This window comes from Empedobacter sp. GD03739 (assembly GCF_029843245.1).
Taxonomy (GTDB): domain Bacteria; phylum Bacteroidota; class Bacteroidia; order Flavobacteriales; family Weeksellaceae; genus Empedobacter; species Empedobacter falsenii_B.
Window position 1 is genome coordinate 13,342 of sequence record NZ_JAOCHX010000033.1, and the last position, 21,811, is coordinate 35,152.

General features: G+C 31.3%; 16 protein-coding genes. 6 read left to right on the top strand and 10 right to left on the bottom strand.

The annotated features are described in order from the left end of the window. Positions 1-37 precede the first annotated feature (37 nt). On the top strand, positions 38-1,312 hold the full coding sequence (locus N5E64_RS11200; RefSeq protein ID WP_280037622.1) for a hemolysin family protein: 1,275 nt from the start codon (positions 38-40) through the stop codon (positions 1,310-1,312). Between the two features lie 297 nt (positions 1,313-1,609). On the opposite strand, the gene N5E64_RS11205 is transcribed toward N5E64_RS11200, so the two are convergent. From N5E64_RS11205 to N5E64_RS11230, 6 genes are all read right to left on the bottom strand, one after another. Then, entirely contained in the window at positions 1,610-3,049 is a 1,440-nt protein-coding gene (locus N5E64_RS11205) for an MFS transporter (RefSeq protein ID WP_125350321.1), read from the bottom strand. A 297-nt stretch (positions 3,050-3,346) separates the two neighbouring features. Continuing rightward, on the bottom strand, positions 3,347-4,174 hold the full coding sequence (locus N5E64_RS11210; RefSeq protein WP_125350322.1) for a 5'-nucleotidase, lipoprotein e(P4) family: 828 nt from the start codon (positions 4,172-4,174) through the stop codon (positions 3,347-3,349). A gap of 56 nt (positions 4,175-4,230) precedes the next feature. Further along, on the bottom strand, positions 4,231-4,782 hold the full coding sequence (locus N5E64_RS11215) for a hypothetical protein (RefSeq protein WP_219035068.1): 552 nt from the start codon (positions 4,780-4,782) through the stop codon (positions 4,231-4,233). A gap of 58 nt (positions 4,783-4,840) precedes the next feature. Continuing rightward, positions 4,841-5,047: a hypothetical protein gene (locus N5E64_RS11220; protein ID WP_125350324.1), complete on the bottom strand. Its 207-nt coding sequence runs from the start codon at positions 5,045-5,047 to the stop codon at positions 4,841-4,843. A gap of 237 nt (positions 5,048-5,284) precedes the next feature. Continuing rightward, complete coding sequence (locus N5E64_RS11225) at positions 5,285-5,860, bottom strand: acyl-CoA thioesterase (RefSeq protein ID WP_376741545.1); 576 nt, start codon at positions 5,858-5,860, stop codon at positions 5,285-5,287. Beyond that, the gene (locus N5E64_RS11230) at positions 5,857-7,359 is read right to left on the bottom strand and encodes a GH3 auxin-responsive promoter family protein (protein ID WP_125350326.1); all 1,503 of its coding nucleotides are present in this window, start codon (positions 7,357-7,359) and stop codon (positions 5,857-5,859) included. Before N5E64_RS11230 ends, N5E64_RS11225 begins: the two co-directional genes overlap by 4 nt. Positions 7,360-7,708: 349 nt before the next feature. Here N5E64_RS11230 and N5E64_RS11235 point away from each other — a divergent pair, with 349 nt between their 5' ends. Together N5E64_RS11235 and N5E64_RS11240 are read left to right on the top strand one after the other, a co-directional pair. Beyond that, on the top strand, positions 7,709-10,039 hold the full coding sequence (locus N5E64_RS11235) for a tetratricopeptide repeat protein (RefSeq protein ID WP_280037628.1): 2,331 nt from the start codon (positions 7,709-7,711) through the stop codon (positions 10,037-10,039). A gap of 21 nt (positions 10,040-10,060) precedes the next feature. Beyond that, a complete protein-coding gene (locus tag N5E64_RS11240; protein ID WP_125350328.1) occupies positions 10,061-11,323 on the top strand; it encodes a DUF3472 domain-containing protein in 1,263 nt (420 codons plus the stop codon). Between the two features lie 57 nt (positions 11,324-11,380). Here N5E64_RS11240 and N5E64_RS11245 read toward each other — a convergent pair whose 3' ends face one another. The 3 genes from N5E64_RS11245 to N5E64_RS11255 form a co-directional block, all read right to left on the bottom strand. Continuing rightward, on the bottom strand, positions 11,381-12,397 hold the full coding sequence (locus N5E64_RS11245) for a PTS transporter subunit IIC (RefSeq protein ID WP_125350329.1): 1,017 nt from the start codon (positions 12,395-12,397) through the stop codon (positions 11,381-11,383). Positions 12,398-12,434: 37 nt separating this feature from the next. Then, positions 12,435-13,850: a DUF4932 domain-containing protein gene (locus N5E64_RS11250; RefSeq protein WP_125350330.1), complete on the bottom strand. Its 1,416-nt coding sequence runs from the start codon at positions 13,848-13,850 to the stop codon at positions 12,435-12,437. 76 nt (positions 13,851-13,926) lie between these two features. Next, the gene (locus tag N5E64_RS11255; protein ID WP_257468100.1) at positions 13,927-17,388 is read right to left on the bottom strand and encodes a methylmalonyl-CoA mutase family protein; all 3,462 of its coding nucleotides are present in this window, start codon (positions 17,386-17,388) and stop codon (positions 13,927-13,929) included. A gap of 184 nt (positions 17,389-17,572) precedes the next feature. Here N5E64_RS11255 and N5E64_RS11260 point away from each other — a divergent pair, with 184 nt between their 5' ends. Continuing rightward, positions 17,573-18,475 (top strand): hypothetical protein, encoded by a 903-nt coding sequence (locus N5E64_RS11260; RefSeq protein WP_280037630.1) that lies wholly within the window; start codon positions 17,573-17,575, stop codon positions 18,473-18,475. A 1-nt stretch (position 18,476) separates the two neighbouring features. Here N5E64_RS11260 and N5E64_RS11265 read toward each other — a convergent pair whose 3' ends face one another. Further along, the gene (locus N5E64_RS11265; RefSeq protein WP_280037632.1) at positions 18,477-19,154 is read right to left on the bottom strand and encodes a uracil-DNA glycosylase; all 678 of its coding nucleotides are present in this window, start codon (positions 19,152-19,154) and stop codon (positions 18,477-18,479) included. 45 nt (positions 19,155-19,199) lie between these two features. Between N5E64_RS11265 and N5E64_RS11270 the strand changes: the two genes are divergently transcribed. Both N5E64_RS11270 and N5E64_RS11275 read left to right on the top strand, forming a co-directional pair. Further along, a complete protein-coding gene (locus N5E64_RS11270; RefSeq protein WP_115000084.1) occupies positions 19,200-19,583 on the top strand; it encodes a DUF5004 domain-containing protein in 384 nt (127 codons plus the stop codon). Positions 19,584-19,651: 68 nt separating this feature from the next. Continuing rightward, entirely contained in the window at positions 19,652-21,799 is a 2,148-nt protein-coding gene (locus N5E64_RS11275) for an endonuclease MutS2 (RefSeq protein ID WP_280037633.1), read from the top strand. Positions 21,800-21,811: the final 12 nt, after the last annotated feature.

Sequence of the window (21,811 nt, forward strand, 5' to 3'; positions counted from 1 at the left end):
GATTTTGGTTTATTTTTATCAAAATTAAAGAATAAAAGTGGAGATTGTTATAATAATCGTATTGATTTTATTGAACGGAATTTTTTCCATGTCAGAAATGGCACTTGTTTCGTCAAGAAAATTCAAATTAGAAAATCAAATGAAGAAAGGAAGTTCTGGTGCTAAAACGGCTTTAGAACTTGCTGAGAATCCGAACAAATTTTTATCAACCGTACAAATCGGAATTACCCTTATTGGTATCTTATTAGGGGTTTTCTCGGGTGATAAACTAACTGCAAATTTAACAGAATTTTTAACATCTATTTCTTTCATTGCACCTTACGCCAAAACACTTTCTCCAATTATTATGGTAGTAATCATCACTTATTTTTCGATTGTATTTGGCGAATTATTACCAAAACGTTTGGGAATGAAATTTCCTGAAATGGTTTCTACTATTGTTTCGAAACCGATGAAATGGTTATCTATCATCACTTCTCCATTCGTTTGGTTGTTAACAGTTACCAATAATTTTTTCTTAAAATTGTTTGGTATTAAAGACGATAGCAGCGAAGTTGTTTCGGAAGAAGAAATTAAAAATATCATCAAAGAAAGTACAGAAGGTGGTGAAATTCAGGAAAAAGAACACGAAATCTTAGAACGTGTTTTCGAGCTTGGAGATCGTCGTGTGAACACGTTAGCAACGCATCGTTCGGAAATTGCTTCATTAGATATTTCGGATGATTATGAGAAAGCACGTGCAAAAGTTAAGAAAAATAAATATTCAGCCTACCCTGTTACGAAGAACAATAAACTGGACGAAATCGTTGGTATCTTGAAACTAAAAGATATGTTTGGTGTAAGTAAGGAAGATTTTAGCCTGAAAAAATTTATACACAAACCTATTTTTGTCAATGAAAATTCGTTTAGTTATCCTTTGTTGGTAATGTTACAGAATTCACAAGCACATTTTGCCATTATTTTAGACGAATATGGTACGACGGCTGGAATTGTAACAATAAACGATATTTTGGACGAATTGGTTGGTGATACACCAGAGAACCAAGACGAAGATTACGAAATCGTAGAACGTGAAGATGGTACATGGTTGATCGATGGGCAATTTTCGATCTATGAATTCGAGAAGTTTTTTGAGATTGATATCGACGAAGACATCGAAAATAGATATGTTACCGTTGCTGGAATTTTCTTAGATAAATACGAAACCATTCCAAATGTTGGGGATAAGGTAGAAGTAGAAGATTTGACACTAGAAATTGTAGACAAAGACGGTAATCGTATTGATAAAATATTGGCATATCGTAAGAAATAAAAAACTCAACCAAATGGTTGAGTTTTTTATTAACTCACTAATTTATTTTTTGAGCAGTAATATAATTTTCTCCATTAGCACTAATCCCTAGACCAGTAAATAGATTTATAGCGATGCTGTCTGGGTAGTGGTATTTGAATTATTCTAATTAGAATATTTTCTAGAACCTTGTCAAAATGTTGTAATTTGTTGTTTCTCTTGTCCCTTCACCTATTATATTAATTCAATAACTGAAAAGGCTGTTTTATAATAAATTATAAAACAGCCTTTTATTAAATTACTAAATATTAAATCTTCCTAATGTCCTCCTTCAGATTTAACTTCACCAAGATTTATTCCTTGTTTTTTAAGAATTTTAGGCGTTGCAATTGCATAAAATACAAGATACACAAAACATAAAATACAAACAATATAACTAGAATGAACAGTTGATAAATCTGCAATATACCCTTGGAATATACTTACTAATCCTCCTCCCATAATCATCATAATTAAGAAGTTACTTCCTTGCGAAGTGTTTTTTCCTAAGCCATTAATTGCTAATGCAAAAATACAAGGCCATAATGTACTACAAAACAAACCAACACTTGTAATAGAATAAATAGAGACTAAACCAGTTGTATTCATTCCGATTAATAATGCTACAATTCCAATAATTGAGAAAGTTAATAACATTTTAGCAGGGTTTCCATTTGTCCATAAAGAAGCTAAAATCATTATTAAAATAATTACACTATATAGATAAAATGGTTTCAAATCATGCCCTGCAATGTAATTAACTAATAAGAAAATCCCAAAAGCTAAATAAGGTGCTATAAATTTAAGAGCCAATGTTTTTGTCTTATCTAAACCAAATGCTTCTGCTGCACCACCCCAACGACCAATCATCATACTTGCCCAATATAACGAAACATATGGTGTTACTCCTTGTATATCGAACCCTAATTCATTGTGCATATATGCTGGTAAATTACTTACAGTAGAAACTTCTACACCTACATATAAGAAGATCGCAAGCATTCCTAATAATAATTGAGGATATTTTAAGGCTGATGATTTATCATTTTTTGAAGTTGCAATCGCACTATCCTCTTCTTGTTCTGGATGATTTGGTAAAGACGAAAATTTCAAGAAAATAGCAACAGCTAAAAAAGCAACACCCAAACACAAATATGGAATTTTAACTGCTTCTATACTCAAAGTTGTTTCTCCTTCTCCTCCTGCACCAAAAATTGCATAAGCAACAATTAAAGGTCCAATTGTAGTTCCTAAGTTATTAATACCTCCAGCTAATGTTAAACGTTGAGATCCAGTACTTGCATCTCCTAAAGCAATTGCAAGCGGATTAGCAACAGTTTGTTGCAACGAAAAACCTAGACCTACAGTAAACAAACCTGTTAACATTAAAGGAAATGATCCTGTATTGGCTGCTGGAATAAAAAAAAGCGTTCCAATAGCTGATAAAAGAAGTCCAAAAGATAATGAATTCTTATACCCAAATTTATTGATTAAATCTTGTTTAGCTAATAATGAAACGCCCATATAAATTAAAGCTCCAACCGTATAAGCGATATAATAAGCTACTGCGACTAATTGACTTTCGGCTTGGGATAAATCAAATGATTTTTTAAAAACTGGAATTAAAATTTCATTACTTGCCGCTACGAATCCCCAAAAGAAGAATACTGTAACCAGTGGGATAAATTGACCCCAATTAGTTTTTTGTGATTGACTCATGTGTTTTGATATAATTTTTTTTTAAATATTGGTTGATGATTGCCTAAACAACCAGCTTATAAATATAGGTTATTTATAGTTTAATTTACAAATAGGTGAATGCTTAAATATTATACAGCACAAAGAAAAAAACTATATATTCAATAAATAAATATTATTTTTTTACAGATCAAATAATAATTAATAGATTATTTTTAACAAAAACATGTTAAATGTATTTAAAATTTAATTTCTCACTTTTTTATAAATCAAAAAAAAACTGTCCGATTAAGACAGTTTTCATTGTGTATTTATTCTTTATTTCACAGGAGTTTCTCTCGCAGCTTCGTATATAATCGAATCTCTTTGCTCTTGCGTCAAGTCATATTTGTAATCAAATATTGCAGATTCCCAATCTCCATATCCAACATTCGGCAATACAATAAATCGTTTTCCAAATTCAGATTTTAAAGTTTCTACAGCTGCCGCTCTTTCTTTTTCAGATTTATGATTATCAAATAAAGAAGAAAAATCTGTTAAACTATCTCCTAACAATAAAACAATGTCATAATCTTTCGAAATATTTTGACGACGTGCTTCTTTGCTACTTTCTTTACTTCTCAAAATCAAATTCTGAGCACTTTGAATTGGATAATTGTATTTTTCTAAATTTGCCAAAGTTCCAGGACGCTCTACTTCGTATCGATTTGTAACGTAAAAAATCTGAACACCTTTACTCGCTGCATACTGAAAAAACTCTTGAGAACCAGCCAAAGGAGTTGCAATTCCTTTCGACGTCCAATTTGCCCAAGTTTCTTGCGACCACGTTTTTCCTTGACGCGCCATTTCTACTGCATAGTACGAATTATCCAAAAAAGTTTCGTCAATATCCGTTACAATCGCTAAAGGTTTTGCGCCTTTTGTCGCAATTGCTTCATCCAATCTCATTTTAGCAACATTATAAGCTTGCTGGCTTAAGGCTTGATATTCAGCAGCACGTTGTTGAAAAAATGCAGCATAAATTTTACCATCAACTTGCAAACTTTTTTGCTGAACTGGTTGTTGTTCAGTAACTATTTTTGGTGTTTGACAAGCTGTTAATCCAAAAAGCATCAAGCTTCCAAGCATCAATTGTATATGTTTCATATCTCTAAATTCTGAAATGCAAAATTAAGCCTTACAATTCAAATCAAAAAATCAGATTACTGAATGTATTTAATCGATTCGAAAGTTGTTTGATGAAAATAGTTTTTGAACTGATGATGTTCTCCATTAATTTCTATATCAATTTCCAGATAATCGTTTTGATTAAAATGAATTAAATCTGTTTCGAAAAAATAAATATTTCGGATAACGTGAGAATCAGGTAAAATGGTATTTTTCAATAAAATATCATTTGTCCCCATTGCCAATTCTCCATAAAATGTAACATCAGCTTTGATTTTTTTTTGAGAAAAATTTGAATAAAAATCAGCTTCAACGATATTTATACGAACTGTTTTTTCGGTATTATTTTGAATAGAAATTAAGAATTCTAATGTATTTTTTTTCTTTGTTACCGAATCTATTTTTACTTGAAATTCTGAAATTTGTTGATTAGAATCATCAATCAAATCATCATTTTTTTCAATTTTTAAAAACGATATTTTTGGTTCTTCTTCTTTCGGAAGTGGTTTTTCAATTGGAACTGTTTTTAATTTTTTGTAAATAACAAACAGCACTAACAATACAAGTAAAATGAATAAATATTTCATTTTACAAATTTAGAAATTAAATCGTTTTTCTGATTTCGAAAAAATGATTTGTTTCGTTTTAGACAATTTTTTTTCTGAAACGAAAAGCACAAAAAGCTAAAACAAATACACTTCCTGCTACAGCAAAACTAATAGGATTTGAAGATTTAGAGCTATTTTCAGTAAAATTTGTTTGTATTAATTGACTATTTAAACCAGAAGATTGAGCAAATGAAATAGTTGTACTTGCAATGAATAGTAATAAAAATTTGAAGAGAGTTTTCATAATAATGAATTAAATAAAAAGTTTGGTTTTGATATTAAGAATCGATAAAACAAATACAATGCCTAATTTTCTTAAAATTAAATAATTTGCAATTTAGTAATGCCACTCAAATTCAATAATCAATTTTTTGGAGCATAACAATTAGGAGATAAAATATAAACTATTTATCAAAACCCTATAAACAAAATAACTCAATTCATTTTCAGAATTGAGTTATTTATTAATGATGTAAAAACTTTAATCTAGTTCTATTTTCACGAAATGATTGTCCAATAAATGATCAATTAAATCTTGCGATTTATAATCAATCGGATCTTTTATTTGTTCTTTTGCTTTTGTATGTTCTTCAATTCGATGCAAAGCTTTATAAAAGCGTCGAACTTCGTTCAGATTCTTCAAAATTAATTTTGGAGCTTCTGCTTTTTCACCATTTTCTTCTTTGCATATCATCGTAAAATAAGACGAATTACAATGTTTAATTTCACTTGTTTGGATATTTTGACTTTCTACTCGAATTCCTACGACGATTGACGTTCTTCCGACATAGTTTACCGATGCTTTTAGCGTTAATAATTCTCCTACTTCTACTGGCGTTAAGAAATCTACTCTATCCACAGACGCCGTAACACAGTATTTTCCAGAATATTTGGAAGCACATGCGAATGCAATTTGATCGAGTAGAGAAAGAATGAATCCACCGTGTATTTTTCCACTAAAATTGGAATGTGACGGAAGCATTAATTGCGAAAAAGTTACCAATGAACTTTTTACCGTTTTGTAAATCATTTTATCTATTGTTGTGTGTGTGTTCAATTTGTAGTAATTAAGTTTAGACTGTAAAATTCATCTGCAATTTCGCGATTATTAGACAAACGAGGAACTTTATTTTGTCCACCTAATTTCCCTATCGATTTCATATAATGCTGAAAACCTTCTGTTTTAACTTCAGAAACGACAAGCGGACGCAAGATATTTCCCGTAATCAAATCATCGTAATACGTATTTTGGCGACGCATTTGTGTATCTAATTCTTGATTAAAAATAGTTATATCTTGTGGTTTTTGATCAAATTCTATTAACCATTCGTGATATGGCAAACCTTCTGCTGGATTAACTTGAGGCGCAACTGTAAACTCATTTACACTCGCTGGATATTTTTCTAAAGTTTTTTGCAACGCCTGTTCCACTTCGTGACCAATTACATGCTCACCAAAAGCAGATGTATAATGTTTAATTCGACCAGAAACAACAATTCTATAAGGTTTTATCGAAGTAAAACGAACTGTGTCACCAATATTATATCCCCACAAACCTGCGTTTGTATTGAGAATTAGAACATAATCTTTTCCTACTTCAACATCTTTCAATGAAATTCGGGTTGGATTTTCATCAAAAAACTCTTCAACTGGAACAAATTCATAAAAAATTCCATTATTCAATAAAAGTAATAAATCATCATTTTTTTGAGAATCTTGATACGCAATAAACCCTTCTGAAGCTGGATATGTCTGAATACAATCTATTTTTCGACCAATTAGTTGATTCACTTTATCGCGATAAGGTTCATAATTTACACCTCCTGTTACCATTAGTTGTAAATTCTTAAAAATCGACTGAACGTTTTCTTTTTCAGAAACTTTAATCAATCGTTCAAAATACATAATCAACCAAGGCGGAATCCCAGAAATCAGCGTCATATCAGCTTTCACCGTTTCATCCACTACCCTATCCACTTTTGTTTCCCAATCTTCAATCACATTTGTTTCATAAGATGGTAAACGATTTTTTTGCAAATAATTTGGAACAAAATGTGCGCTAATTCCAGAAAGTCGACCTACTTTCAATCCATTTTTCTCTTCAAGAATTGGACTTCCTTGTAAGAAAATCATTTTTCCGTCAACAAAATTAGAATTCTTTGTTTCATTAATATAAAACAATAAAGCATTTCGAGCAGAATTTATATGAGATGGAACAGATTCTTTTGTAAGCGGAATATATTTGGCTCCAGAAGTAGTTCCTGAAGTTTTAGCTAAATAAAGAGGTTTTCCAGGCCACAGAATATCAGGTTTCCCTTCAATTACTTCATCAAAATAATGTTTCAAACCTTCATAATCATTGATTGGAATTTGCGATTTGAAATCTTCATAATTTTTGATTGATTCAAAATGATGATCAACTCCAAACTTTGTATTTTTTGCAGCAATAATCAATTCATTTAGAATTTTGTCTTGTGTTTCTAGCGGATTATTTATCCACTTTTGTTCTTTGTTGACAATGTATTTTGCAAAAATTTTCGCTAAAAAAGCTTTCATGCTGTTCCTTTAAAACATTATTATTGGTCGAATTTAAACGAATATTCTAAATAATTTAACAACAATTGCAATGATTTTTCTTAGTCAAATCACTAATTACATTAAAGCTAAAACGTTAGCTATCATTTTATAATCATCCCGTAAAAAGTCGCTTCTCTATTATTTCTATTCCACATAAAATTATCTTATTTTTTCGAAGGATACAAGATTTTTTCTAATCGAACGTTTTATTGTAGATTTGTTTTTATTCGCTATCATGAAAAAGATTGTACTGAGTATCTTCGCCGCAAGTTTTTTAATCGGCTGTTCTACGCAAAAAAATAGTTTCAAAAACCGACAATATCACAAGATGACATCGTGGTTTAATGGAGTATTCAATGCTGAGGATGAGTTAGAAAAAAAGAACACAGAACTACAAACAAATTATGTAGAAAATTACTCGAAGATTTTACCTGTTGGAATAGAATATTTTTCTGTTTCGGACTCTGCTAATTTAGGTGAATTTAATACGCCCAATTTTGGTATTGGAAGTGGAAATCGAAATAATCAAGATAAAGTAGAAAAACCTCTTGGATTTGCTGCTGTAGAGGCAAAAGCTTCGAAAGCAATCGAAAAACATTCGATGTTAATTAAAGGAAAAGAAAATAATCCTTTGATGGGTCGCGCTTATTTATTGATTGGAAAATCATTATTTTATCAAAAAAAATACTTTGAAGCGCTTGATGCTTTAAACTATGTTGTCAAAAATTTCAAAGATTCTAAATACGCGCAAGAAGCGCATGTTTACAAAACTGTTGCCGAAATAAAAGGTGGAAATTACTTTGATGGAATCGAAACTTTACAAAAACTTTACGAAAACGATCCGTATAAAAGTAAAGAATTAAAAACAATGATTGCGCGTACCTATGCTCAATTTTTAATTGATCAAAAAAAGTACGAAGAAGCACTTGATCCATTGCAAAAAGCCGAATATTTTTCTACAAATAAAGATGAACGAGTTCGAATATTTTATACGTTAGGACAAGTTTTTTCTAAATTAGGAAAACAACAAGAAGCTGGTGAAGCTTTCACGCAAGTTTATAAAATGAAGCCTGGATTTGATATGGAAATCAAATCGCAATTAGCGATTGCTGCTAATTTTGATCCAAAAATTAATAATTATGGAAATTACAAGCAAAACTTGTTGGACATCTCGAATAAAGGAATTTATGCATCGAAGAAAAACGAGTTATATTACGGAATTTCTGAAATGGCTTTTCGAGCTGACAAAATGGATGATGCTGTAGAATATGCAAAATTGAGTTTGAAGGAACCAATGTCTGATCCTTATATTCGTGGGCGCGCTTTCGAAAATTATGGTGATATAAAGTTCAAGCAAAACGATTATGTTTACGCATCGGCTTATTATGATTCGGCACAAACGAGTTATAATTTGCCAGAAGATCAAACGCGTATTCAGAAACGAAATGATGTTTTGAAAAAATTGATGGAAAAACATTATTTAGTTCAGAAAAATGATTCGATTCTAAAACTTGCTGCACTTCCAAAAGAAGATCAATCAAAATTCTTCACAGATTATATTGAAAAATTAAAGAAAAAAGAAGAAAAGCAAGCTATAGAAGAGCAAAAAGAAATGGAAACTTTTCAGTTAGAGAATAAAACAGCAAGTTTTACGACGAGTTTCAATAATGCTGATAAAGGAAAATTCTATTTCTATAATCAAAATTTAAAATCGACTGGACAGCAAGAATTCCAACGTATTTGGGGAGGAATTTCGTTGAAAGATAATTGGAGAAATTCGAATGCGATAAGTACTGTAATTGAGGACAAACAGAATGAATTGACAGGGCAAATTGCTGCTGGCGATCCAAGACGTTTTGAACTTGATTATTATTTAGATCAAATTCCAACTTCTCAGAAAGTATTGAATGAGTTGAAAGTTGTGAGAGATACAACGCAATTGTCTTTAGGTACAGGATATTTTGATATTTTCAATAATGCTGAATTAGCTGGAAAAGAATTGAAAGCCTTGGTTGCTTCGCCTCCAAAATCTGATGATGTGTTATTAAAAGCGACTTATCAATTGTATCGTATTTATAAAAATCGTGATCAAAAATTAGAAGATGAATACAAAAATGTGATTCTAACAAAGTATCCAAATACGATTTATGCAGGTTATATTCTTAATCCAGAAGTTGAATACATCACTGCTGAAACAAAAGAAGCTTTAGAAGCCTACAAAGTTGCATACACGTTGTATCAAGATAAAAAATATGATGACGTAAAGAAAAAAGTACAAGAAGTAATTGTAAAATTTCCTACTGAAATTATCATTGCTAAATTTGCTTTATTAAATGCTTATGTAATCAAACAAACTGGAAAAGATAGCGATTTTGAGCAAGCTTTAGAAATTGTAATTACGGCTTATGACGGAACCGAAGAAGCTAAGCAAGCAAAACGTTTGTTGGATAAATTGCGTAACACCAACCGAAAAACTACTGAAAATCAAAAGATTGAAGAAAACCAACCACAAATTAATGCTGTAGATAGATCACCTACACAAATCATTGAAAAAGAAATAAATCAACCGAAGAATAACAATGATGATAAAAATGTTCTTAAAAAAACTGTAAAAGAATCAAATACAGTTAGTCTTGAAGGAGGGGATACGAATTATTAAAATATAAATTAAATTAACACCATGAAAACAATTCATTACATCTTATTCTCTCTTTCCGTTTTGGTTGGAGGAAATGTAATCGCACAACAAACAAAAACTTATGACATTCCTTTGGTTGGAAATGCTTTTGAAGTCGGTCATAAAGAAGGATCATCTTCTACAGTTACAAAAGTGAATGCTTTAATTTCTCCACAAACTAAAAATGTAACAAAAACGTATTTCAAAGTTTTAGGAACTGGAAATGTTAATATTCAATTAAAGGGTGAAGCTAAAAATGACGCTCAATTAAATGTTGGTTTCAATAAAAAAACAAAAAAATACAATTGGAAATCTACTGATAAAACTATTTCTGTAGGTACATTCGCTATTTCAAAACCGGGTTATGTTTCTGTTGATTTAAGCGGATTGAAAGGCGAAATCCCTATTACAGATTTGATAGTTAGTGGAACTGCAGTAGACAACGGAATTATTTATAGCAACGATCCGCAGTACTATTATTGGGCGAGACGTGGACCTTCTTGCCATTTGGCTTACGAAATCCCTACAGAGAAAAATGTTTCATATTACTACAATGAAATCGTTGTACCAAAAGACGCTGATATAATTGGTTCTTATTATATGGCAAACGGTTTTGGAGAAGGATATTTCGGAATTCAAGCTAATTCACAAACGGAAAGACGTATTTTGTTTTCAGTTTGGAGTCCTTTCGTAACTGATGACCCAAAAAGTATTCCTGATGATGAAAAAATCGTTTTGTTAAAGAAAGGAGACAATGTGAAAACAGGAGAATTCGGTAACGAAGGTTCTGGTGGACAAAGTTATATGAAATACAATTGGAAAGCCGATACAACGTATAAATTCTTATTGAAAGGTGTTCCAAATGGTGATAATTCGACAACTTATACAGCTTGGTTTTTTATGCCAGAAACGAATAATTGGCAAATCATCGCAAGCTTTAAACGCCCTAAAACAAATACATACCTAAAAAGATTTCACTCTTTCCTAGAAAATTTTATGCCAACACAAGGTTACTTAACTAGAAAAGTAAACTTCAACAATCAATGGGTTTATGATGGAGAATGGAAAAAAGTAAATGGAGCAAAATTAACTGTTGATGCAACTTATAAAGCAAATCAACGTATTGATGCAACTGGAGGAACAACATCTACTGGATATTTCTTGAAGATGGGAGGCTTTTTTAATGAAATTGAACAACCTGGAACAGCTTTCAAGTTTGATAACAAACAAACTGCACCACAAATTGATTTTTCGAAATTACAATAATCAATATTGTATAAACTAAATAAAAAATCGGTTGGAATTATCCAACCGATTTTTTATTTACCTCAACTTCATATCACCATCTTTTATCCAGTTTTTCTTTTTCATGAAAATGTAAATTAAATATGAAATAATTGCTGGAGCAATGATTTGCAAAATTAATATTGAAGTTAAAATATATGAAGTATCATATTTAGATTTCATAGCATTGAAAGTTCCTATTTGTCCAACCAAACCACAAGAACCCATCCCCGATTCTAGAGCTGTATTTTCCATATTGAAATAAATAATTGCAATTGGACCTATAATCGCTGAAGCTAAAGTTGGTGGAATCCAAATTTTCCAATTTTTATAAATGTTCGGAACCTGTAACATACTTGTCCCTAATCCTTGTGCTAAAACACCTTTCAAACCATTATCCTTAAAACTGATTGTAGCAAATCCAATCATTTGTGCACAACAACCTATTGTTGCAGCTCCAGCTGCTGAACCGTCTAATTCTAACATTAGACACAAAGCAGCTGATGAAATTGGTAAAGTCAAAACCATACCGACAATTACAGCAATTACAACTCCCATTATCAAAGGATTAGAATCGGTTGAAAATATAATTATTTCACCAATCCATTTCATCATTTGTTGAACAGAAGGACCAATGATTTGTGCTAAGATTACTCCAACCAAAACAGTAATAATCGGTGTAATTACAATATCTATACGTGTTTCGCCTGCTACCATTTTTCCCACTTCAACCGCTACAATTGTCGCTATAAAAACACCTAAAGGTCCACCTAATTGATATGCTGCAATTCCTATAACTGCTGACGAAAATAACACCAATTGAGGTGCTCGTAAACTATAAGCAATAGCCAATGCTATCGCAGGTCCTGTCGCTTGATTCGCAACTGGCCAAACAATATCAGTTAAAAAAGAAATATCTAACTCTTCACCAATAGTTTTCAAAATTGTACCAACCAATAAAGTCGCAAATAAACCATAAGCCATTGCGCCCATTGCATCGATAAAATATCGTTTTGCAGAAATTTGTATATCTTTTTTGAGTAGGAAATTTTTCATGTTTGAAATTAAAAAAATCTATTATTTGTATAAAAAACTAATCTATTTCATTCTCTTTTTTACACCAATCAAGCATATATTCATATAAATCAGTCATATTAATTGATGGATTTTCTTTGTACTTTGCAAGCATTACTTGATTAAAATCTGTAAATTTCGCAAAACCTCTCATATTACTCATCATTCCATTCAATTCTGGCAAATATTTATCCAAATCTGTTTTGCTATAATTATCATGAACATATAATGTATAAACAGCAAAAGTCATGTATTCGTTAAAAACCTTGTAAGGTGATTCATACATATCAGTTATTGTAGGTTTCGCCCACTTTTTACGATTTGACAATGCTTCATTGATTTGTTTCACATATTTATCAGAAACAGGATTTACATAATTATGATCGATTTCAGTAAATACAACACGTGATTCTAACAATTCATTTTGCGTAGGAGTCAATTTTGAATCAAAATCTGCACGAGCAATGAACATAATAGTTTGTGTAAATCCGTTATCCTCAAAACGCGATGTAGAATGCGCTCCATAAATTAACGGCGAAAAATATACTGCGTATGAACCATAACCAAATCCGAACTTTTTATCCAACCAATTTTGCATTTTCTGAATTGGATTTAATTGATTATACCTTTGCAAAAGTTCTGTATAATACGGTTGGTTGTTCTTATAGAATACTCTAAAATTACTCACTTTTGCAAAATCTTGGAACACTTTTGCATCTTTCATCGGATCAAACGTATACCAGCCTTTTGCCATTTGACCTATGTTTCCATTATTTTTAATCTCTCCGTTTTTATCAAAATTATATGCACAAGCATTCATTTTCAAGGCATAATAATAGCGATAACTTGTATTAGAAAACATATTTCCTTTGTAATCCTCAATATACTGTAAATCTGTAATATATTTTTTAATCGTATCTATCGCAGGATGATTCAAATAAGGCTTAAAGTACTCTTTTACTTGTTTATAATATTCTGTTTTGGTGTCAAACATATTAATTTCTTTCTCAGCATCGGGATGCAAAGCCATTAAAATATTGACCAATTCACTCACTTCCGGAATCGCAACTTCAGTTTTTCCTTTATATTTATTGATATAATCTTTTGTAAAATTTACGTTAGGTGCAATTCCAATAATACGTTGATAAGCGGTATCTTTCTTATTCTGAATGATTAAAAAATCAATCGTTTCACCTTTTTTTAAATCAAAAGAAAGATTATTCTTTCCATCAGAATAAATCACTTCACTCTTTTCATTTGAAACTTCTGCCATAAAAACATCTGGCTTAATTTTAGAATTAATAGCCCAAGATTTGCTTGATATTTTACCATTTACTTTTATTTCAAGCATTTTTTCATTGGTATGTAAAACTTTTTGTGCAAAACTTGGCATTGCTAACAAGGTGAATAAAGCTACAATTACATTTTTTTTCATATTAGTTTATAAGTATTTTTAAAAGAAAACAACCCCATCAAAAGATGAGGCTGTTAAAGTATTATTAATAAAAAAATTACATATTTCTACGGTACTGTCCGCCTACTTCGAATAAGGCAGAAGTGATTTGTCCTAATGAACAAACTTTGGTTGCTTCCATCAACACTTCAAAAATATTTTGATTGTTAATAGCCGCTTGTTGTGCAGTTTCTAATGCACTTTCAGCTTGTTGTTCATTAATTTTATTCAAGTTTTCTTTAGTTTTAATTTGAAATTGTTTTTCCTCTTCTGTTGCACGAATAACCTCCGCAGGAACCACTGTTGGCGAACCTTTTGAACTTAAGAACGTATTTACACCAATAATTGGGAACGTTCCGTTGTGTTTCAATGTTTCGTAATACAATGATTCTTCCTGAATTTTAGAACGTTGATACATCGTTTCCATCGCTCCTAAAACGCCACCACGTTCTGTAATACGATCAAATTCTTGTAAAACTGCTTCTTCTACTAAATCCGTTAATTCTTCAATTATAAATGAACCTTGAATTGGATTTTCGTTCTTCGCTAAACCTAATTCTTTATTGATAATCAACTGAATAGCCATTGCACGGCGAACCGATTCTTCTGTTGGCGTTGTAATTGCTTCATCGTACGCATTAGTGTGTAACGAGTTACAGTTGTCGTAAATCGCATATAAAGCTTGCAACGTCGTACGAATATCGTTGAAATCAATTTCTTGCGCGTGTAACGATCGACCCGAAGTTTGAATGTGGTATTTCAACATTTGCGCACGTTCATTAGCTCCGTATTTATTTTTCAAGGCTTTTGCCCAAATTTTACGCGCCACACGACCAATTACTGAATATTCTGGATCGATACCATTCGAGAAGAAAAACGATAAGTTTGGCCCAAACGCATTGATATCCATTCCGCGAGATAAATAATACTCAACATACGTAAAGCCGTTTGCTAATGTAAACGCTAACTGCGTAATAGGATTCGCTCCTGCTTCTGCAATATGGTAACCCGAAATAGAAACCGAATAGAAATTACGTACATTTTGATTGATGAAATACTCTTGCACATCGCCCATTAAACGCAACGCAAATTCTGTTGAGAAAATACACGTATTTTGTGCTTGGTCTTCTTTTAAAATATCTGCCTGAACAGTTCCACGAACCTGAGCTAACGTATTTTTCTTAATTTCAGCATAAACTTCTGCAGGTAAAACCTGATCACCAGTTACACCCAAAAGCATTAACCCCAAACCATCATTTCCTTCTGGTAAATCGCCATTGTAACGAGGTCTTTCCAAACCTTTATCTTCGTAAATAGCTTTGATTTTTGCTTCAATTTCAGCTTCTAAACCATTTTCTTTGATGTATTTTTCACAATTTTGATCAATTGCGGCATTCATAAAGAAACCTAACAACATAGGCGCAGGACCGTTAATCGTCATAGAAACCGAAGTAGCTGGATGTGATAAATCGAAACCAGAATATAATTTCTTCGCATCATCTAAACAACAAATCGAAACTCCAGCATTACCAATTTTTCCGTAAATATCAGGACGATGACCTGGATCATTTCCATACAAAGTTACCGAATCAAACGCTGTAGACAAACGCTTTGCTGGCATTCCTTTCGATACATAATGGAAACGACGATTGGTACGCTCTGGTCCACCTTCACCCGCAAACATACGCGTTGGATCCTCACCTTCACGTTTAAATGGATATAATCCCGAAGTAAAAGGAAACTCACCCGGTACGTTTTCTTGTAAAACCCAACGTAAAATATCGCCCCAAGCTTCGTACTTTGGCAATGCAATTTTAGGGATTTGTAAATGCGATAAAGACTCAGAATGTGTCTGAATTTTAATTTCTTTATCACGCACTTTAAATGTATAAACTGGATTTTTATATTTGTTTACCTTTTCGTCCCAAGTCGTGATTACTTCCCAGTTGAAAGGATCTAAATTCATTTTTAATTTATCAAATTCAGCTAAAAGAATTTTAACTAAATCTGCATTTTCAGTTCCAGAAATATCAATTCCGTGTTGAGAAATTGTTGGCTTTTTTCCAGAAAGTGTTTCAATTGTTTTAAAGAAACCATATAGTTTTTGAGCTACATCTCTCTGTGCATTTGCACGAACATCATATCCACGATTATTTTCAGCAATCTCTGATAAATAACGCGTTCTTGATGGTGGAATAACAAAGATTTTCTCTGACATTTCTTTTGTAATTTGAAAAGAAGATTTCAAATCTGCATTTGTTTTTTCAACCACTTTATCAATGATTGATTGGTATAATTGATTGGTTCCTGGATCGTTAAATTGTGAAGCAATTGTTCCAAAAACAGGCATTTCATCAGGATTTATATCCCAAAGATTATGATTACGTTGGTATTGTTTTTTTACATCGCGTAAGGCATCTAACGCACCACGTTTATCGAATTTATTAATCGCCACAATGTCAGCAAAATCTAACATATCAATCTTCTCTAATTGCGTTGCAGCACCAAATTCTGGCGTCATGATATACAATGAAGCATCAGAATGATCTAAAATTTCGGTATCTGACTGACCAATTCCAGAAGTTTCTAAAATAATCAAATCATATTTCGCAGCTTTCAACACCTGAATCGCTTCCTCCACATATTTCGATAACGCTAAATTTGATTGACGAGTAGCCAGCGAACGCATATAAACACGAGGATTGTTGATAGAATTCATTCGAATACGATCTCCTAACAAAGCACCACCCGTTTTCTTTTTTGATGGATCGACAGAAACCAAAGCAATTGATTTTTCTGGAAAATCAATCAAAAAACGACGCACTAATTCATCTACCATAGACGATTTTCCTGCTCCTCCTGTTCCCGTAATTCCTAAAACCGGTGCAGATTTATCAGCTACTTTATCGAAATCAAATGCCTTCAAAAAATCTTCTTCACGATTTTCTGCCAACGAAATTAGTCGCGCAATCGTCGTGATATCTTTATCTTCTAATGATTGATAAACATCTTTTCCTTCTGGCAATTCTAATGGCCCTGTCGGAAAATCTGCTTTCTCCACCATATCATTAATCATTCCTTGCAAACCTAATTCGCGACCATCATCAGGAGAGTATAAACGTGTAATTCCGTAATCCATCAACTCTTTAATTTCTGACGGTAAAATTACTCCACCTCCACCTCCAACGATGCGGATATGACCCGCTCCTTTTTCTTGAAGCAAATCGTACATATATTTGAAATATTCGTTGTGACCTCCTTGATAAGATGTCATTGCAATTGCATTTGCATCTTCTTGTATCGCAGTATTTACAACATCTTCAACCGATTTATCGTGACCTAAATGGATTACCTCGCAACCCGTTGCTTGAATAATGCGACGCATAATATTAATCGACGCATCATGCCCATCAAACAAAGCAGCAGCAGTTACAATACGTACTTTGTTTTTAGGAGTGTATACTTCTTGTATTGGATGTACAAACTTTTCTTTCTTTTCTTCTTGAGTAATTTGTGACATTTATTTGTGATTTTGATTTTTTATGACTCTTGCTAAGATAACATAAATTTCAATGTTTTTCGTGCAGATAAAATTATCATATTCAATAAAATATTAATGTTTTATTAATAAATCACTATAATTTATATTGATTTATTTACAATATATTATTAACTTTAAAGAGAACTATTTTAGAATTCTACTTATGAATACTTATTCTCTAAAAGATCTATCAGATCTGTCAAGACTAGATGAACAAATGATTGTTTTATGGGATAAAAAGTTCAAATTGTTTAACGAGGATAAGATTGATAAAAATTCATTATTTAACCACGATCACTTAAAAAAAGTTATTATTATTTCTTTTTTAATTGAATCAAACAAAAAATATACAGTAGAAAATTTAAGTGTAAAATCACTTTCAGAAATACAACTTTTATCCGAATTTGAAATTCAAAATTATATCCAGAAAAACAAAAGTTACGAACCTATTATTGAGTTATTAATCTGTTCTTGTTTTTCATATGACACACGTTTCTTTGACGCTATTCTTACACTTTGTTTCAATAAAATTGGAATCGAAAAATGTTGTATAGATATTGTTTTTCCTTTTTTAAGCAAAATGTCTATCATTCTGGAAAAGTATACGATTCAAGAATCGGTTATTTCCTTTTCTAAAAATTTAATTAGAAAACATCTATTTTATTTGATTAAATCAATTTCATATTCAGATCAAAATTCTCGTAAATGGCTTTTATTTTTACCTGAAAAAGAAAATGAAGATTTAGAATTAATTTATACTCATCTTCTTTTAAAAATTAATAACGAAAAAGGAATTTATTTAGGGGAAAATCAGAGTTTAAATTCTATTTTAGAATGTATTGAAAATACTCAAATAACACATATTTTTATTTATATCTCTAAAAATTATGATTCCACTTCTCTTGAAATTTATCTCGAATCAATCACGAAAAATCTTCCAAATGTTACCATTTTTGTAGCTACTTATACTATTCTAAAAGAAAAAATAACCGAAAAAGTTCCGTATATAAACGTAAACACCCCTACAGCTTTTAATTCTTATTTACAAAAAATTATGGCGATGTAAATTATTTACTTTTGATTTCCCAATTTATAGGTTGTAGATTCTTACTTTTCAAAAAATCATTAGTTTTCGAAAAAGGTTTACTTCCCCAAAAACCTCTGTAAGCTCCTAATGGAGAAGGATGAGCAGATTCTATAACAACATGCTTATTTCGGTCAATTTTTGCTCCTTTTTTTTGAGCATAAGCTCCCCAAAGTATAAAAACTAAATTTTCTTTTTGATCAGAAAGCTTCTGTATTACAGCATCTGTAAATAATTCCCAACCTTTTTTCTGGTGCGAACCTGCCTTAGAAGCTTCAACCGTCAATGTTGCATTTAATAATAATACACCTTGTTTGGCCCATGTTTCCAAATTTCCTGAAGTCGAAATTCCTATTCCTAGATCATCATTCAACTCTTTATAAATATTCTGCAAACTTGGAGGTAATTTAATTCCATCGGCAACTGAAAAAGACAAACCATTTGCTTGTCCAACTCCATGATAGGGATCTTGACCAATCAAAACAACTTTTACATTATCAAAAGGCGTATAATCTAACGCAGAAAATATTTTGGATGCGGGAGGATATATTGTTTTTGTTTTATACTCATTTCGTACAAAATCTGTCAATATTTTAAAGTAATCTTTTTCAAATTCATTCTTTAAAACTTCTTTCCAAGAAGCATCTAATTTCACATCCATTTTCATATATTTATACAGAAACAAAATTAACCAATTTTAACCTCTATGAAAAAGTTTCTTTACCTAATTCCCTTTTTTATACTAAATTCTTGTATAGATTTTGCTGATGATGATCCTTATGATTTAGGCCGGAAAATTGAAAATAATATAAAAGTTTTGAATACAGATATGATATATAATGCAGACCGAACATACAACATAAGCACTGAAGTGAAGAATAAAAACAAGGATTTTTCAGTAAAAGTTAAATTAACTTTTGAATTTAAAAATCCAAATCCGACAATCAATTCCGAAACTTTAACTATTGATTTAAAACCAAATGAAACTAAAAAATCAGTTTTCAGAAGTAGCAAAGCAAATACTAACACAGATCAAATGACATATATTAATAAGGTCAAAATTAATGTCATTCACTTTGATCGGTCATAAAAAATCACGGATTTCAAAGTATTTCATGATTTTGAATTTGTCGAAATTTTATCCGTAATTTTGCGTTAATGCAAATATCAGAACAAACTTTAAAAGATTTAGAATTTAATGCGGTTCAAAAAGAAATCGCAGAATTTGCTTATACAGAAAAGGTTGAGGCACTTATTTTTAACTTAAAACCTTATCAGGATCACCAACTTTTGGTACAAGATCTACAAACGACAAACGAATATTTAACAAGTTTCGAGACGGGAAATCGTTTTCCGTTTTCAGAATATTATATTTTAGATGAAAATCTAAGCCGATTAGAAATTGAGAATTATTATTTGCCTGCAGAAGAATTCTTCAAAATCAAGGCAAATACGCTTCAAGTGAAAGAAATCTTGAAATATTTGACAGCTTTCAACGAATATGCACCTGTTTTGTTTGAGAAAGCTTCAACGATTACTTACGAAAAAAATATCATAAAATTAATCGATCAAGTATTCAATAAATTTGGAGAAATCAAGGACGACGCAAGTCCTGAACTGAAAATTGTACGCGATCGTTTGCGTCATTTGAATGGACGAATTACCGAATTATTCAATAAATCGATGTCTTATCATTCGGATTATTTGGATGACATTCGTGAATCTGTTGTTGGAAATCGTCGCGTTTTGGCCGTTAAATCTGCTTTGAGAAAACGTGTGAAAGGGCAATTTTTAGGTACTTCTAAAACTGGATCGATTACGTTTATTGAGCCAGAAAGTGTACAAAATCCTCGTCGTGAATGGGAAGAATTAAAAGAAGAAGAAAAACATTTGGTTATTCAGATTTTATTAGATTTAACTGCTCAAATTGCAGAATACAAACCAAATCTTGAAGAATATCAAACGTTTTTAGAATACATCGATTTTACACAAGCGAAAGCAAATTATGCTTTTTTGATTAATGGAATTTTACCTCAACTTTCTGAGAATCGAATTATCAAATTAGTCGATGCTTATCATCCTGTTTTATTCTTAAACAATAAAAGAAAAGCTCAAAAAACGATTCCGCAGAGTTTAGAAATTAACGAAGATTGTCGTATTATCATTATTTCTGGTCCAAATGCTGGAGGAAAATCAATTACGTTAAAAACGATTGGTTTGCTTCAAATTATGATCCAGAGCGGTCTTTTAGTTCCTGTAAAAGATGAAAGTCAATTTGGATTCTTTAATCAAATTTTCACAGATATTGGAGATAATCAATCCATTGAAAATCACTTATCAACATACAGTTATCGTCTAAAACAAATGTCGTATTTCTTGAAAAATGCTGATGATAAAACATTATTGTTAGTTGATGAATTTGGGACAGGTTCTGATCCAGAATTGGGTGGAGCTTTGGCCGAAGTTTTCTTTGAAGAATTTTATGAACGTAATTCTTTCGGTGTTTTTACGACGCATTATACCAATATCAAATTGAGTGCAGAAAGTTTGCCAGAAGCGATCAACGCATGTATGTTGTTCGATAAAAAAAGTTTGGAACCGCTTTATCGTTTAGAAATTGGACAAGCCGGAAGTTCGTTTACATTTGAGGTTGCAGAGAAAAATAAAATTCCGTTTCGTTTGATTAATCGCGCAAAGAAAAAGGTTGAAAGTGAAAAAGTGAGTTTGGATAAAACCATTTTGAAACTTCAACAGGAAAAATTTGAGATTCAGAAAACAAAAGATCATGTTGAAGAGTTGCGCGAAACGAATATTGAACACAATGAAAAATTAGAACAAACAAACGAAAAAATTCAACAAAAACTATACGATTTTCAGCAATTATATGATCGTGAACAAAAACGTTTGAAACTTGGAGAACGTATTTCAGACATGGCGGATTCTTATTTGAAAACGAAAAATAAAAAGCAAATGATTTCGAATTTCTTGAAATTAATTGAAATGGAAAACTCGAAAAAAACGAAAGAAGTTCAACAATTAAAGAAAATCGAAAAGATTGTAGAGAAAGAAGTTAAACGCGAATTAAAAGAAAATTCAGAAACAATTTCTCAACAAAAAGAAGTCATCGAAAAGAAAGAAAAAGCAGCTACTCAGAAAAAAATTGATGCTTTGAAAGTTGGTGATCGAGTAAAAATTCATGGTTCTTCAAGTGTTGGAACAATTGATAAGATAAAAAAAGAAATTGTTTTTGTAAACTATGGTTTATTTACAACACAGATTAATGTAAACGAAGTATATAAGATTTAAAAAAAAAAAGAA

Excerpts from the sequence above, each read along its gene's own strand:
- N5E64_RS11205 (WP_125350321.1), bottom strand. The coding sequence starts at position 3,049 with ATGAGTCAATCACAAAAAACTAATTGGGGTCAATTTATCCCACTGGTT.
- N5E64_RS11210 (WP_125350322.1), bottom strand. The coding sequence starts at position 4,174 with ATGAAACATATACAATTGATGCTTGGAAGCTTGATGCTTTTTGGATTA.
- N5E64_RS11215 (WP_219035068.1), bottom strand. The coding sequence starts at position 4,782 with ATGAAATATTTATTCATTTTACTTGTATTGTTAGTGCTGTTTGTTATT.
- N5E64_RS11220 (WP_125350324.1), bottom strand. The coding sequence starts at position 5,047 with ATGAAAACTCTCTTCAAATTTTTATTACTATTCATTGCAAGTACAACT.
- N5E64_RS11230 (WP_125350326.1), bottom strand. The coding sequence starts at position 7,359 with ATGAAAGCTTTTTTAGCGAAAATTTTTGCAAAATACATTGTCAACAAA.
- N5E64_RS11235 (WP_280037628.1), top strand. The coding sequence starts at position 7,709 with ATGACATCGTGGTTTAATGGAGTATTCAATGCTGAGGATGAGTTAGAA.
- N5E64_RS11240 (WP_125350328.1), top strand. The coding sequence starts at position 10,061 with ATGAAAACAATTCATTACATCTTATTCTCTCTTTCCGTTTTGGTTGGA.
- N5E64_RS11245 (WP_125350329.1), bottom strand. The coding sequence starts at position 12,397 with ATGAAAAATTTCCTACTCAAAAAAGATATACAAATTTCTGCAAAACGA.
- N5E64_RS11250 (WP_125350330.1), bottom strand. The coding sequence starts at position 13,850 with ATGAAAAAAAATGTAATTGTAGCTTTATTCACCTTGTTAGCAATGCCA.
- N5E64_RS11255 (WP_257468100.1), bottom strand. The coding sequence starts at position 17,388 with ATGTCACAAATTACTCAAGAAGAAAAGAAAGAAAAGTTTGTACATCCA.
- N5E64_RS11260 (WP_280037630.1), top strand. The coding sequence starts at position 17,573 with ATGAATACTTATTCTCTAAAAGATCTATCAGATCTGTCAAGACTAGAT.
- N5E64_RS11265 (WP_280037632.1), bottom strand. The coding sequence starts at position 19,154 with ATGGATGTGAAATTAGATGCTTCTTGGAAAGAAGTTTTAAAGAATGAA.
- N5E64_RS11270 (WP_115000084.1), top strand. The coding sequence starts at position 19,200 with ATGAAAAAGTTTCTTTACCTAATTCCCTTTTTTATACTAAATTCTTGT.
- N5E64_RS11275 (WP_280037633.1), top strand. The coding sequence starts at position 19,652 with ATGCAAATATCAGAACAAACTTTAAAAGATTTAGAATTTAATGCGGTT.